We start from the raw sequence: 15474 nt of genomic DNA, 5'->3' as shown, positions 1-15474 counted from the left end.
TTCGGCTTTAGAGATTTGGAACCTTGATCACATCCCCGATACGCAGTTGAGTATTCGGTTTCAGGTCATTCATTTCTGCCAGTGTACTACTGTCCATGCCATAACGTGAGGCTAAACCGATCAGTGTGTCGCCACGCTTGATTTTATATTCCATAATACGTTTAGGGACTTGCAGACTTTGGCCCACACGCAAGCCTGCATTAGCACGCAGATTATTTAAACTGGCAAGTTCTGTGGTGGTAATTCCCAGACGACTGGCAATCGCGTTAAGTGATTCGCCTGACTTCACTGTATAGCTTTCTGTGGCCTTAGATGAAACAGTCGTGGTAACTGCTTTGATCTCATCTACCTTTTTAGTTTCTGGCAGATCACCATCAATCTTCAGACGCTGTCCGACACGTAATGGACTCGATACAGACAAATCATTTAGCTCAGCCAGATATTTCAGTTGTAACTTGTACTCGCGTGCAATTGAACTGAGGGTTTCACCTGATTTCACTATGTGGGTGTCTGACTTCACACCTTTCACCGCCTGCTCAGTCACAGTTTCACGAGCTGCTTCTGCATCTCCGGTCAATTTCAGACGTTGTCCTACTCGCAGGCCAGCATTACGGGATAAACCGTTCAGATTCGCCAGATGATCCATGCTCAGGTTATATTTGGTCGCAATTCCTGTCAGGGTATCACCCGACTGCACAGTATAATTCTCTGGCATAGTGCTGCCCGCAGGAATCTTGATGGTTTGACCAATACGTAAACCGCTATTGGCAGCAAAGCCATTTAAGGCTGCCAGTTCAGCCACACTGAGTTTGGACTGAGTGGCAATGCTATACAGCGTCTCACCACGTTTTACCTGATAGTTTTCAGTTGCAGTCTGGTCCACTTTAATATTTTCAAACTTCTGCTCAATTTTCTTGCCTGAGCTTGCAGATTCAGCTTCATTCACAGGTACGTTGATTTTTTGACCTGCCATCAGGTTGCTGCCTGAAGTCAAACCTGGCGTCAACGCAGCCAGTTCCGCATTCGAAAGTGCATAACGGTCTGCAATCAGTTTCAGATATTCGCCGCGCTGAACGGTATAGGTCTTAGTCTGAACTTTGCTGCTTTCCGCTTTTTTGGTTTCTTCAACTTTCGCTTTAGAAGCAGCAGTTTCTTTTAAGGATAGTTTTTGACCGACAAATAGACCGCTGGTCGTGCTCAAACCATTATAGTCAGCCAGCTGTTTTACCGTTAAACCAAACTGGCTGGCTACACCGGTGAGTGAATCATTGGCTTGTACCACATAGCTTTCTGGTTTTGCAGCAGGTTTTGATGCTTCTTGAACAGGTTTGGCATCATAAAGATAGATCGTGGTACCGACATATAAAGTGGCATTTGGATCAATCTGGTTCCATTTCGCCACATCCCGCCAGTTCACTCCATTTTTAGCAGCAATCAAAGCCAGGTTGTCACCCGGTAAAACCGTGTAGGTACTGCGCTTGCCTTTTGGTGCAACAACCACAACTTCCGAATCTGTTTTAACGTAATTCTTGCCTTGGTTCAATTTCGCTTCGACTGAATCTGCCTTGGTACTTTCCGCTACGCCTTTTGGATAAGAGAAACCTTTGGTTAGTTCTTTACCCTGCTGTTCTGCTACAGAAAGGCTGGTCTGAATCGCGGTCAGCTTAATCTTGCCATCATAAGGATCGACAATTTCGGTACCCGCAGGTGCCAGTGCTTTCAGTTCCTCCACCACTTCTGCCTGTTCTGCGGCTGTCGCCACCGGTTTCAGGATTTCATCTACAGACTTTGGAATTTCCTCTGCCACAACCGCCGCCTGAATCTGTTCACGTTCCTTTGCAGAAATTGGCGGTTCAACCTGAATCGGTTGCACAGGTGTTACCGGCGTCACTGCAACTGGAATACGCGGTGCACTTGGAATAGGTAATTCACTCTTCGCAGCAAAATCAGCCAAAGCTGAAGAACCTCTTGGTGTGCTGACCCTGGTCTTGCTTTGAGCAGTCAGGTTGGGTTTGGCTGTACTTGTAGCTGCTGGTGTTGCAGCGGCAGTAACAATCGCTGTGGTCGTTGCTGGGGACGTCGCTTTGCTTGCAGTAGTGGTTACAGGCGTTGCAGGTTTAATAGTTGTCGTGGTTGAGGCCGTGATTGCAGGCGGTGTCTGTTTAGCTGGCGTAATTGTTTTGCTATTCAGCTCAGGTGGCGTGGTTTTTACTGGCGTAATCGTCTGATTATTCTTCGGTAAAGTGCTGGTAGAGCTTGCCCATAAACCTGAAGAAGAGGATTGAAGCTTTTTCAGGTTTTCATCAATGGAGGGACTCAGGTCAGCTGGAATCAGAATACGGCGCGGACTGTCCGGATCAATCCTGTCTCCACGATGCCCCGGGTTCAACTGATACAGTTCAGCCCGACTTAAACCGGTAATTGCAGCAATTTCATTCAGGCTGGCTGCCCCAACACTGACTTCACGAAAGTGCGGACGGTTGGCAATAGGTGGCAGGCTCACGCCATATTTGGCTGGACTTTTTACAATCTGTGCCACTGCCATGAAACGAGGAACATAGTTCATGGTTTCCTGCGGCAACTTTAGCGACCAGTAATCAGTTGGCAAACCAGCAGCCTTATTACGGTTAATCGCCTGCTGAATACGGCCTGGACCGGCATTATAGGATGCTAAAGCCAGTTCCCATGAACCGAACTGATTATATAATGCACCCAAAAACTCATAGGCAGCGCGAGTTGACTCCACCACATCACGGCGGCCGTCATACATCGAGGTCTGTTTTAAACCATAAATACGGCCGGTACTTGGAATAAACTGCCACAGACCCGCTGCAGCCGCACTACTGGTTGCTGCCGGGTCGTATGAACTTTCAATCACTGGAAGCAATGCCAGCTCAGTCGGCATACCACGGCGTTCAGCTTCTTTTACTGTGTAATATAAATAACGTGAAGCACGCGCACTTAAACGCTCTAAATATGGCTGACGTGATGCGAACCAGCCACGCTGGGCATCAATACGCGGATTCCAGACATCCAGATTCATCTTGAAACCGACAGTCATGCGCTTCCACACATCACCGTGTTTCAGTACCAACAGTCGGTCGCCTTCTACCGCACGCATATCAGTCGCGGATAAAAGATCTTCCAGACTATCCAGACTGTCGGCGCCTAAATAATTCGAACTTGTTTGTTTATGCTTGGACCCTGCCGCGCTTTGTGTCGTCGAACAACCTGTTAAACCTAAGGATGCAAGCGCAGTGCCGAGAACTGAGACTTTTAAAAATGAAGGTAACGATGGCTGCCACATGAATGTGGTTGGTTTATACATAAAGAAATCCAAACAACTTGTATAAAATTTATTTTTTAGATATGCCATTTTAATTAAGCATGTCGACGACACAAGCTAATAATTTACCGCGATTTGACGTTAAATGTTACAAGAAATTAAAAAATCGCGGAGATATGGATTATTCAAACGTATTTGCGTTATACAATATCCCGCTCAGCTTGTTCTTTTTTGATCGGATTTGGTTTATGTCTCAAACAATCACACTGTATGTGGATGGCGCATGCCGCGGCAATGGTAAGGAAATCGCTGTAGGTGGTTGGGGTGCCTATATTCAGAACGGTTCAGATGAGCATAAAATTTATGGCGGCGAGCTTCAGACCACCAATAACCGTATGGAACTGATGGCTGCCATAGAAGGGATTTCTGTCTGTCCCAAAGATGCCAAGCTGGTGATCTGGACCGATTCCAATTATGTCAAAAAAGGTATCACTGAATGGATCGAAGGCTGGAAACGTAAAAACTGGAAAGATGTCAAAAACCCTGACTTATGGAAACAGCTGGATGCAGTTTGCCAGGGCCGTCAGATTGACTGGCACTGGATCAAAGGACATGCTGGCCATGAGGGTAATGAAATGGCCGATCAGCTGGCTAATCTGGGTGCGGATCTCGCCTTAAAAAATGGCGAAAAATCCCGTCATGTTCCAGCAATTCATTTTGCAGCAAGCGCTGAGATAAAAACACAAGATATAAAAAAGCCTGAAAAAGACTGGTTACTGGATGACCCTTTTGGCCTGGAACTGGCTGAAGCTGAAGAAATGGATGAACTCATGGCAGATGTAACTGAAGTGACCATGGAAACTCACTTAAACAATCAGCCTGTCGCTGCTGAACAAGCGCTAGTAGAGACTCAATTGCACCCGCAGATTGTGATTACTCCAGCCACATTAGATATATATGGTCCTCGTCAGCTGATTCTCGATACAGAGACCACCGGTTTCTATTATCAGGATGGTGACCGGATTATCGAGGTCGGCGCAATTGAAATGGTGAATCGTAAACTCACCGGCAGCTCGATTCATATTTATATCAATCCGAAAAAACCGGTAGGCGATTCAGTTAATGTCCACGGCATTACTGATGAGTTCCTGCAAGACAAGCCTTTATTTGAGGATATTTCTCAAGTTCTGTTCGATTACTTGAAAGGTGCAGAAATCATCGCGCATAACGCGACCTTCGATATGAACTTCCTGGATATGGAATTCAAGCGTGCTGGTTTTCAAACCCTGTCAGAAGTCTGTGAAGTCACGGATACCCTGGCGATGGCCAAGTCACGTCATCCGGGCCAGAAAAACTCTCTTGATGCCCTGGTACGTCGTTATGAGATTCCGCAGCGTGACCGTACTTTCCACGGCGCATTACTCGATGCAGAAATTCTGTCCGATGTTTACCTGGCGATGACCGGTGGTCAGGTTTCTTTTGATATGGATGCCCTGTCACATAGTGAAGAACAAAATGCCAGCTCAGGCAGTGTGAAAATTGAAATTGATCTACCGGTAATTTTGCCATCTGATGAAGAATTGAGCGAACATGAGAACTGGGTCAAACAATATGAAGAAAAACATGGCGCGCCTTGCCTTTTCGCAAAATAAAATCCATTATTCAGTTAACAATTTATGTTAAAAAAAATAACAGTTCAGTTATAGTAAATACAAAGATGTCCTGCCAGTTGCAGCAGGCCTCAACTATTAGATAAAACTTCAGGAAAGGTGCAGATCAATGTCTTACCAAACCTCTATACATTTTGACCCTACGGCTTTACTGATAATAAAAAATGAGGTTGATAATTCGATCAAATTGGTTGAATCAGCAGTCAGCACACTGGTAGAAGATCAGACCTTGCCTTTTGGGATTGATGATGCGCTCAACCAGTTCGAACAGTGCGCACAAGTTCTTGCACTGATCGATATGCCAAGCCTGGCCAAAGTCGCTCAATATTCTGCTGAGCTTATGCGCAAGATCATGGGGAATCCTGCCAACGTAAACACGGCAGAAGTGATCGCCCTCAGTGAAGGGACGACCATGCTGAAGCGCTATATCGAATTCATTTGCTTGCGTGAAGTCAAAATTCCACAATTTTTGCTGGATACTTTAAACCGGCTGGAACTTGCTCTGGGCAAGCCACTGACTACTGAAGGCCATCAGATTGAGTCCCTGCTCGACCTGATCACGCCTGATTTTGATCTGCCGCAAGCACCTGGACTGGAGAAGTCTGTTTATGTGCATCGCCTGTACAAGCTATCGCTGAATAAACTGCTTAAGCAGGAAGAAAGCGATCTGGACTTACAAGCGATCAAACTGGTGGGGACTTATCTGGCAGGTCTTTCTGAGCAGCACCCAAGCAAACAGTACTGGAATCTGGTCTATGTGGCGTTCAACCATATCGATGAGCTCCTGATCAACGAGCCACGTTTACGCACCCTAATCAGTGTTGAGCGTAATATGGCACAGTATTTCAATGCCCCAGACCGTTTCAAGGCGAATATTGCTGACTTGGCGAATATACTGAGCTTATGTATCAGCCAGGAAGATGATATTGCTCATCATATCCGTAGCAAGCTGAATATCGGTGAAGATTCACTGACCGATACCCAGTTACAGGTCTTCAGCCGTCATTTATATGGTCCTGATTTTGAAACCATGCATACTATCAGTGATCTGGTCACTGCTGAAATGGCACAGATCCGTAATGACATCGAATACAACTATCACAACATGACCCCTGAAAAGACTCAGGAATTGCAGGTTCAGCTGAATAGCATGGCAAACATCTTCAAGGTTTTGAACCTGAATGAAGCTTCTAATGATCTTACTCGTCAGGCTGCTTCACTCAGTCAACCTGAAGTGTTGAAAGATGAAGGGTTTGTCCAGCAGCTCATGAATGTGATTTTGTCTGCTATGAATTCGATTGGGGTACTAGAACGTCATCATACCTCTAGCCGTTTACAGCTCCGTGTAAATAACATGAATATTTCACTGGATCGTCTGGATGAAGCACATGCCGCTTTACTAAGCGAAACCAAAGCCCTGATCGAACTTGCCAGCCACACCCTAATGAATTACTTGCAGGACCAGAACCTGCAAACATTAGAAAGCTTGCCAAACCAGATCCGTGAAATTGCGGGTGCAATGCTGTTCCTGAACGCTGAAAATGGTCAGGCCGCACTAAGCACAACGGCTGACTTTATTCAAAGCCGGATTGAATCTGCTACTGCACTCAGTCCCGATGACGTCAATCGCGTGCTTGATCCACTCGCCAGCGCGGATATGCTCATTGACAATTTAAAGAGCAAACAGCCTGTATTACAGTCAATGTTTAAGGTAGCATTGGACAGTAGTCAAAAACTGAAAACTGTAGCCTAATGTCTAAATTGTCACTTGCGTATATCTTTCAACAACAGCAACTTTTAGTCGATGAAAATCTCCAGCTTCCCCAAGTGGAAGCGCTAGCAAGTGACATACAGCTCGGTACGGGTGATCAGGTGATTGCCCGTGACCTCCTCCCTGACGAACCAATCCCCCCAGGTCTGCAACTCGTTCCGATCCGTCAATTACTGCAATACTGGAATGTTCGCCAGTTTGAACAGGCCAGCCGCGCTGTACAGCTACTGGAATGGCGTCGCAATCATCGTTTCTGTAGTCATTGTGGTACACCAACCGAAGCCCACGCCGTAGAATATGCTATGGTCTGCCCCGCTTGCCACTACCGTCAATATCCACGCGTACAGCCCTGTGTGATTACCGTGATTACCCGTGGTAAAGATGAAATCTTGCTGGCTAAAAATGCCCGTAATAAAACCAGCCAGATGTATGGACTGATTGCCGGTTTTGTCGAAGTCGGTGAAACTTTGGAAGAAGCAGTCCGTCGTGAAACGGAAGAAGAAGTCGGAATTAAAGTCAAAAATATTCAATATCTGGCCAGCCAGCCCTGGCCCTTCCCAAGTAATCTGATGATTGCCTTTAAAGCAGAATATGCTTCTGGTGAGATCAAACTGCAGGAAGAAGAAATCAGTGATGCGCAATTCTTTAAGCTGGATGCCCTGCCAGAAATTCCATTCAAAGGCAGCATTGCACATTCTATGATTATGCATATCACGCAAGGCACGCCCGTGGCTGATGATACTCAAGCCTGGTTGTAAGCCAATTTATAAACAAAAAGCCCGGTATTAAATCCGGGCTTTTTACATTCAATAGAATGAATTATTTAAATGCATCTTCTAGTGCCCACAGTACTCTAGACTTGGTTACAAAGAAGCGGCTAAACAGGCTGGAAAGTGATCCAACAATAGTAATGTGTCCGAGCTTTGGAATACTGATCACATGACTATGGTTACCATGTTGCTTTAATACCCGATCCAGATCATGACTATTGAAATGTCCCACGATATCGTCTTTTTCAGCAATAAACAGATAATGCTTCAAAGGCTGAGGTTGTACAAAGTACAGTGGCATCACCTGCTGATAAGGCACTGCCTGATCAAAGGCATTAGCACAGATCGGATCATCCTTATAGTCAAAATGATAAGGCCCCGCTAAACCAATGATAGCGCGGATATTCGCCAGCCGCTCTGCTTTATGCGGCTGCGGATAGTACACCGCTGACATCACATTAAACGCACCGGCAGAATGTCCCATCAATACAATATTCTCTGATGAAATCTGCAGCTTTGCTGCCGCAGTGTGCAGATGATCCAAAAGCAGATGCAAGTCATCCACAGATTGCGGGAAGATATGTTCTGGCGCCAGATGGTAATTTGGAACCACCACGTCATAGCCTTCACGGGCAAAAGCCTCACCAATAAACTGATATTCTTTCTTATCCCCATGTAGCCAGGCACCACCATGGACAAAGACAATCAAGGGGCGATGTGCCAAAGGCTGTGCACTACGATACAGATCAAAACGCTGCCGCGCTTTAAGGCCATAGGCCAAATGCCGTTCAGCGCTATAACCTGCTTTGGGAGTAAAACGGTTCAGCGCATAGCTACCGAGATCATATAAGCGAAAATCCCGGTAGATTTGTCTTGCAACGTTCAGATGACTCGACAGCTTGGCTTTAAAAGAGTGCACCTTATTGTGCATAAGTTGGTTCAACTGTATCAGGATCAATCGCAACTGGAGTTTGCACCAAGGCACTTGATGAAGCTGTGGTCGCAAAGTTTTGGCTGGTTGAATTGCTGAGCGTTTCTACATTATCAATCAGGGTCACAATTTTAGTGACATTACCGACTTGCGCCAGCACCTGATTGAGATCAGCAATTTCAGCATTGTTTAGACGGCCCATCACATATAACACGCCATCTTCGGTATGCACATGTACCTTACTGTCTGCAACTACAGGCGCTTTCATGATCAGGCCACGGGTATTTGCCGTTGCTGCGGTATCCTGCATGATGGTGCCATAACTGATCTGGTTACCGATAGTAATAAAGTTATGTACGGCTTTCACATCACTCATGGCTTTGACATTGTCTTCAGCCAGTTGTTTCAGATGCGCATCTGGCACCTGACCAGTCAATAATACATGACCATGAAAACTCTCAATATTGACTCGCGACTGTTTGAATCGTGAATCAAGTTTATAAAGATTAATTTTTGCAGTACGCACAATTGAAGAATCGATAAAAACCTGTCCAAGGGTACGCGCCCCTTGATCCGTACCGACAGGAGCCGTGCCTGTACCACCTGAAATAAAGCTGGCACAGCCCGATAAACTTGCGACACATAACATTGTTATTACAATACGTTTAACCACTCAGCAAGACTCCTTATTGTTTAATACGTCTTTGTTCAATTTAATAAATTCTGTCGCGCAATATTGATCAACTTTTATTTTCCTTGAACATTACCATAATCTCTGTACAGAAAATCGCACAAAGAAAAGCCTGTGTTGTTCAAAGATTAATAAACTCTTGATCAAAAGTAAAAGCATTTTCAATCCATTGCGAATCATAAAGGTAATTGCAAAAATCATGCTGTATGGTTTTTGCAAAATGTTGATTAAAATCAAAACAAATCACATCAAAACGACAGAAAAAATGCTGAAATTCTTCATGATTTTGCAGGAAATGAAGAGCAGTTTTCATCATTTTCCGCTGCTTGCTAAGGGAAATTGACTCGAGTGCATTGGCATAATCTGTACTTGCCCGTGCTTTTACTTCCACAAAAACCAGCTCTTGAGCATGTTGCACGATTAAATCAATTTCACCATAACGGCTGTGATAATTGGCTTGGACCAACTGAAAGCCATGATGCTGCAACAAGGCAAGCGCTTGCTGTTCTGCCCATTTTCCCAATTGCTGACTGATACGCATAATAGTTAAATCAGCTTGACGCCCTTGCTGGTATATTCAAAGCAGGCGGGCATACGTCGCAGTCCCTCAGCATTGACCTGAATATGTCCGGTACGACCCTGAAACTGTAGCTGTTCGGCTTTCTGGTCACTTAAATACAGCTGACTGATCTGCCAGGCATCTCCACCAAAGGCGATTAACCGCTGATAGGACATCTGCACCGGCGCCTGCTGATAGGCATTCAATACATCTGGCCAAGCATGAGTATACAGTGCAGGTACGTCACAAAATTTAATACCTTTAGGCAAAGTTATATGCTGGTCAATCGCATTGGATACGGTATAAAGCCGTTTCTTCGGCAGGTTTCGCATTGCGGCCAACCACTCCGGATTGCCCATGAGTAATAAACCCTGTTTAGAGGACAAAGATTTTGGTGCAATATCGATAATATCCACTTGCAGATCCCCTACACTGAGCAAAGACATCAACATCAGTTCATGCTCGGTCTCACTTCCGGGCTGACGCAGTATCTGCAAATACTGAATTCGATCCTTCGTCAGTACCTTCTGTAAAGCAATTGCATCTTCATGCTTAGACAGACTGAACTGCCAAAGCTGAGGTGAACTGCTCATGCTGTCATTCAGACTCAGGGTTTTGACTTTGGGTTGGGCCTGAACCAGTGCTTCAATATCCTGACGTGCCAGTGGCCCCACGATGAGCTGCGTCTTTTTATTGACATGCTGTTTCAGTAATTGTGACATTTTCTTCTGATCAGAATTCACCCATTTAATCGGCACTTTTTGCCCGGATGCCATATAGGCACTCATGAATCCCTGTTTGATATTCGATGCAGCTCGCGCCAAAGGTCCAGATTCGGGTAGAATGACCAGAATTTCCGCTTGCACGCTGCCGATGCAGCCCAATAAGCTCAAACCCAATATTTTTTTAATATTCTTCCGTTTTTTATAATTCTGTTTATTCCACATGGAGAAACCTATGAGTGCTCAGTTATTTGTTGTTGCGACTCCAATCGGGCACTTAGATGATATTAGTTATCGTGCAATTGAGGTGTTGAAGTCGGTGAGTCTTATTGCTGCTGAGGATACACGAACTTCTATGCAATTGCTCAAGCATTTTAATATTTCCACTCCACTGACAGCCTGCCACGACCATAATGAAAGCAACAAGATAGATCAGCTTATTCAACGTTTGCTCAATGGCGAAAACATGGCACTGATCAGTGATGCGGGTACACCATTGATTAGTGATCCAGGCTTTAAATTCGTGCGTGCTGCACAGGAACACAATATTCGTGTGATACCTGTACCGGGTGCCTGTGCTGCAATTGCTGCATTAAGCGCAGTAGGTTTACCGAGTGACCGTTTCAGCTTTGAAGGCTTCCTGCCATCAAAACAAAGCCAGCGTCTGCTCAATTTGGAAAAACTCAAAGATGAAACCCAGACCATGATTTTCTATGAGGCACCGCACCGGATTCTGGAATGTGTGAAAGATATGGCGAATGTGTTTGGTGCTGATCGTCCGGTTGGCTTTGCCCGTGAAATTACCAAAACGTTTGAAACTATCCGAAAGATGACCTTGGGTGAATTGATTGAGTTTATTGCCAAGGACGCCAACCAGCAAAAAGGTGAAATCGTACTGGTAGTGGGTGGAGCGACTGTCGAAAAAGATATGGATCAGGAAAAACTCGACAAGCTGTTACTCCGTTTATTACAGGATCTTTCTGTGAAAGCAGCTTCCCAGCTGGCAGCCGATCTGACCGGTATCAAAAAGAAAGTGGCTTACCAACGTGCACTTGAGTTAACGGGTGCCAATGACTAAATAGCTTTTTCCAGAGAAAGATAGGCATAAAAAAACACCACTGTAATCCGCGGTGTTTTTTTATATTCAGGAGGTAGACGACTTATTCGCGTACTGAATCGTCTGCCGGCACTTCAGTAATTCGACCACCGCGAGCCAGGAACGCAGCCACCTCATCTTCAAGTGCCTGACGCTTTTTTAGCTTCGCTGTCACAGTCAATGTTTCAGCTTCGAGAACGTCTGTATCACTAACAACTTCATCGCCTTCAGCAGCGCCTTTCTCTGCTGCTTTTGCTTCATCATCATCAACGACAGCATCTTCTGCTTCATCATATTCATTCATATCTGTCATATTCATGTCCCCCACAAATGACCATCACATGTGCATTTAAACTAGGTTGTAAATTACCTGAAATTTAGCAATCTCTTTGTGTTTCGCCTAGTACCAAATATTAAAAAATCGTATCTTTTTTAAACAAATTCGTTTCTTTTTACATATGATTGTTTAAAAAATAACAATTCCAGGTCAGACGGCGTAGCGGGTATCTTTGAGCAGTCCCAAGCCATTGGCCTGCGCCATAAAAGCATCTTTTAATACAGGCAGCTGTTCAACCTGTTTCAGGCCTAAATTACGCGCCCAAACCACAGGGAAAAGTTGAGTGGTTTCTATCCAGCCAATCGCAGACATGCTGTGCATCATGGCATCATTTTGCCCCTTACGCAGATGTTCATAGCGCTGTAAGGTTTGCTCATGTGCCCAGACGCCACGCGTTTTATCATGCAGTAACACATCACATAACACTGCCGCATCCAGACAGCCAATATTGACACCTTGTCCCGCGAGTGGATGAATCACATGGGCAGCATCACCGATCAGGGCCAGTCCATCTTGCACATATTGCTGAGCCGCACGTGCTTTAAGCGGGAAAGTTGCTCGTGGGCTTGCTTCGAGCACTTCACCAAGCATGTGATGACTTTCTCGGGTCAGTAATTGGATAAATTCCTGATCTGACAAGGCTGCATATTCTTCGGCATAATCTTCTGGCAAAGTCCAGACAATCGATTGCCAATGTCCCTCCTCTTCCAGATTAAGGCTGGCCATCGGTAAGTAAGCCAATGGACCAGTTTCCAGGAAAATCTGGCGTGCAACATGCTGATGGGGTTGTGCGGTCTTAATGGCACAGCTGATACCGGCCTGTTTATAGTCCAGGACATCAATGTCAATAAAGGCCTGTTCACGGACAAAGGAATTGGCACCATCTGCACCGATCAGCAATCTGGTTTTGAGCTGGGTACCATCGGCAAGGTGTACAATCCAGACTCCTACCCCGCGTTCTACCCGGATAACTTTGACCTGTGTGCGGTAATCTTTCAGTTCTTGCAGCATTTTTTGCTGAATGGCCAGGTTCAGAATACTTGGCTCAACCATAGAACCAAGCGCCTGCTCGACTTTTGGTGTTTTCTTGGAAGGCTGACCAAAATTGATTTCACCATAACCATTTTTATTCCAGACCTGCATACCTGTATATGGCTGCTGACGTGCAAGTTTTTCCCAAACCCCTACTGTTTTTAGCAAATGAATAGTGGCCTGGCTGAGTGCCAATACGCGTGGATTGGCAACACTTAGTGTCTTTTCAGTATCTAAAATCGGTGCAGCATCCAGCACGGTGGTCTGTACGCCATCTTGAGCAAGTAATAATGCCGTTAAGCCACCAACCAGCCCGCCACCTACAATGACAGCATCTAATACCTGAGTTTGTTCTGTCATGCTTTGAGTCCCATTGCATAGTTGGCTACAAGTGGCTTGATGCCTGGAATATTTTCAAAAGCCACCAGTCCGGTATTACGGATCAGTTTCAGGAATGGATTCTGGTTGCTAAAACCACGTACGACTGAATCACAGAACTTGATCACACGTTGCTGATCTTTCAAGCGTGATTTTTCATAATCTTGCAGCATTTGAGCATCGCCCAGATCAGCCCCCTGTTCCAGCTGTTCTGCCAGATAACGGTTCAGTACATAAGCGTCACGCATACACAAGTTAAAGCCTTGGCCTGCAACTGGATGGATCGTATGCGCTGCATTCCCCATTAACACCACACGACCAACCGCCTGCTTTTCTGCCAGGACTTGCGATAATGGGAAACTGAAACGCTTACCAGTTTTCTGGAATTTTCCGGCACGATCACCATAAGTCTGTTGTAAAGCATGCAGGAAGTGCTGATCATTTTCATCACCCAGCCATTCATGCTCGGTACCTTTAGGAACTGGCCATACCACGGAACGACGGTATTCGCCTGGAAGAGGTAGCAAAGCCAAAGGTCCTAAAGGACTAAAACGTTCAAAACCGACATGTTGATGCGGTTTTGACGTTTGTACGGTTGTGACAATCGCAACCTGATCATAGTCGTGTACCGATGCGCCAATACCCAGTGCCTTACGACAGAAAGAATCGCGACCATCCGCAGCAATTACCAGTTTGGATTGCAGTTTTAAAGCAGTTTCGCCACGCTGTGCTTCAATATAAGCAAAGTCTTTATCCTGGATGAGAGAAGTCACCTGCACGCCATCGATCAGTTCAATGAGTGGCTCTTTTTGACTTGTGTCAGCAATACGCGACCGAGCCAGGCATTTTCAATCACCTGACCAAAGCTTTCGACTTTTTCCTGTTCAGCGATCAGACGTGCCTTACCAAAGCTGCCCTGTTCGGTAATATTCACTTCCAGAATCGGCGTGGCATGTTCCTGTAAAGCATCCCACAGACCCAGCTCCTGATAAATCTGTACACTACGGCGTGATAAAGCGCTGTTACGGGCATCAAAACTGGAGTGATAGGGAGCAAGATTGATATCATCATAATCTGGGTATTGGATTGCTTCTAACAGTTTGACCGCAATCCCGGTTTTCGCCAGCATCAGTGCGAGGCTTAAACCCACCATCCCACCACCGACAATGATGACTTCTTGTTGCATGCTTTGATCCTTATCTGGGTATCTATAAAATCTAGATACGTCTAATCATGTTGGATTTAATCTTACCTCAAAGATTTTTATTTTTATAATGAATTAGTCGTTTAGCTGTAATTGATATTGCTTTGTTAATCGCTTAAATCTTTAGAGAAATAAAATTTGGCACAGATCTGTGTTTTTTTATAAATAAACCTTAACTAGTCCATCCAAGAATAAAGCTTAAAGAGAAAAACAATGCAAATAAAGAAATGCTTTATCTTAGCCGGCTATCTTGTCCCACTTATAGCCTGCTCATCAAAAGACCAAGCTCATCTCCCTCAGGAAGGAGAAGTCGTCACTTGGAAACAGAATCCTGAATTGATTGTAAAAACACAGCTTAGTCCACATCGAGAGCATTATTTAGGATCCTTTCCAATTGATGACATCCCTGAAAATATCAACCGATTACGTAGGAAGAAGCAAATCGACTGCCGATGCCTGACTCTAATCGTCAATTAGAATTTTACTTGATATTGCATAGAACAAATGTTCAAGCGACAGATAGTTATCTGCTAGAGCATAAAGATCAAATTAGAGTAAGAATAGAAAGATTATCTTAGGATTTCAGAAAAAGTTATTTTAATACTGAAAAAGTATTTATCAGCAATTTAGGTTTAAAGTATGTCAAGCTTCATTCAAAATTTAAAAATATAGTCTATATTTTTATATTAGAATTTTCCCTGATGATTTCTTATGTTGTTTTGGGTCCACAAAAAATAGTGAAGTTTTTTTACATTTAAATAAATAGAGTGAAAAATTAATTCATGCAATTCAAGGAAATCTTTTTAAATTGGATAAACATGGTGAAATATGGCTTAAGTAGGAAACTAATCTAAATAATTTAGATAAATAGTAAGGAATTCATGAAGAATTATGGCAATTATTATAAATATGGAACATCACACCTCTAATCTACAATAATTAAGATTAAATACGAAAATTAATTTAACTCTATTAACTTGAAAGCACTTAACATAAATTAGTCGATTATCATTTATAATATAAAAAA

At 44.4% G+C, this 15474-nt stretch carries 11 protein-coding genes and 1 pseudogene; 4 read left to right on the top strand and 8 right to left on the bottom strand.

The annotated features are described in order from the left end of the window. Positions 1–7: 7 nt before the first annotated feature. Positions 8–3328: a lytic transglycosylase gene (locus HADU_RS10875; protein WP_008306325.1), complete on the bottom strand. Its 3321-nt coding sequence runs from the start codon at positions 3326–3328 to the stop codon at positions 8–10. A gap of 206 nt (positions 3329–3534) precedes the next feature. On the opposite strand from HADU_RS10875, the gene dnaQ reads away from it, so the two are divergent. The 3 genes from dnaQ to nudC all read left to right on the top strand — a co-directional run bounded on the left by dnaQ (position 3535) and on the right by nudC (position 7485). Next, positions 3535–4938, top strand: a complete 1404-nt coding sequence (dnaQ, locus tag HADU_RS10870; RefSeq protein ID WP_008306323.1) for a DNA polymerase III subunit epsilon — start codon at positions 3535–3537, stop codon at positions 4936–4938. Positions 4939–5065: 127 nt separating this feature from the next. Then, positions 5066–6709 (top strand): hypothetical protein, encoded by a 1644-nt coding sequence (locus HADU_RS10865; RefSeq protein WP_008306321.1) that lies wholly within the window; start codon positions 5066–5068, stop codon positions 6707–6709. After that, on the top strand, positions 6709–7485 hold the full coding sequence (gene nudC, locus HADU_RS10860) for an NAD(+) diphosphatase (protein ID WP_008306319.1): 777 nt from the start codon (positions 6709–6711) through the stop codon (positions 7483–7485). The genes HADU_RS10865 and nudC overlap by 1 nt, the downstream gene beginning before the upstream one ends. A 61-nt stretch (positions 7486–7546) precedes the next feature. Here the strand turns inward: nudC and HADU_RS10855 are convergent, their stop codons facing one another. The 4 genes from HADU_RS10855 to HADU_RS10840 all read right to left on the bottom strand — a co-directional run bounded on the left by HADU_RS10855 (position 7547) and on the right by HADU_RS10840 (position 10625). After that, complete coding sequence (locus HADU_RS10855; RefSeq protein ID WP_004810694.1) at positions 7547–8428, bottom strand: alpha/beta hydrolase; 882 nt, start codon at positions 8426–8428, stop codon at positions 7547–7549. Further along, a complete protein-coding gene (locus tag HADU_RS10850; protein ID WP_004810697.1) occupies positions 8418–9101 on the bottom strand; it encodes a BON domain-containing protein in 684 nt (227 codons plus the stop codon). The genes HADU_RS10855 and HADU_RS10850 overlap by 11 nt, the downstream gene beginning before the upstream one ends. A gap of 139 nt (positions 9102–9240) precedes the next feature. Then, a complete protein-coding gene (locus tag HADU_RS10845) occupies positions 9241–9660 on the bottom strand; it encodes a YraN family protein (protein WP_004810698.1) in 420 nt (139 codons plus the stop codon). A 5-nt stretch (positions 9661–9665) separates the two neighbouring features. Further along, a complete protein-coding gene (locus HADU_RS10840) occupies positions 9666–10625 on the bottom strand; it encodes a penicillin-binding protein activator (protein WP_004810700.1) in 960 nt (319 codons plus the stop codon). A gap of 10 nt (positions 10626–10635) precedes the next feature. Here HADU_RS10840 and rsmI point away from each other — a divergent pair, with 10 nt between their 5' ends. Then, positions 10636–11478: a 16S rRNA (cytidine(1402)-2'-O)-methyltransferase gene (gene rsmI / locus HADU_RS10835; protein WP_004810701.1), complete on the top strand. Its 843-nt coding sequence runs from the start codon at positions 10636–10638 to the stop codon at positions 11476–11478. An 82-nt stretch (positions 11479–11560) separates the two neighbouring features. On the opposite strand, the gene HADU_RS10830 is transcribed toward rsmI, so the two are convergent. The 3 genes and pseudogenes from HADU_RS10830 to ubiH form a co-directional block, all read right to left on the bottom strand. Continuing rightward, on the bottom strand, positions 11561–11809 hold the full coding sequence (locus HADU_RS10830) for a hypothetical protein (RefSeq protein WP_004810703.1): 249 nt from the start codon (positions 11807–11809) through the stop codon (positions 11561–11563). A 174-nt stretch (positions 11810–11983) separates the two neighbouring features. Further along, a complete protein-coding gene (locus HADU_RS10825; protein WP_008306314.1) occupies positions 11984–13225 on the bottom strand; it encodes an FAD-dependent monooxygenase in 1242 nt (413 codons plus the stop codon). Continuing rightward, positions 13222–14429: pseudogene (gene ubiH, locus HADU_RS10820) on the bottom strand (2-octaprenyl-6-methoxyphenyl hydroxylase). Before ubiH ends, HADU_RS10825 begins: the two are co-directional and overlap by 4 nt. Positions 14430–15474: the final 1045 nt, after the last annotated feature.

It is taken from the genome of Acinetobacter sp. HA (assembly GCF_000264725.1).
In the GTDB taxonomy this organism is placed as follows: Bacteria; Pseudomonadota; Gammaproteobacteria; order Pseudomonadales; family Moraxellaceae; genus Acinetobacter; species Acinetobacter schindleri.
Note: the sequence above shows the minus strand (reverse complement) of the source record. Positions and strands in the feature narration are given on the sequence as shown.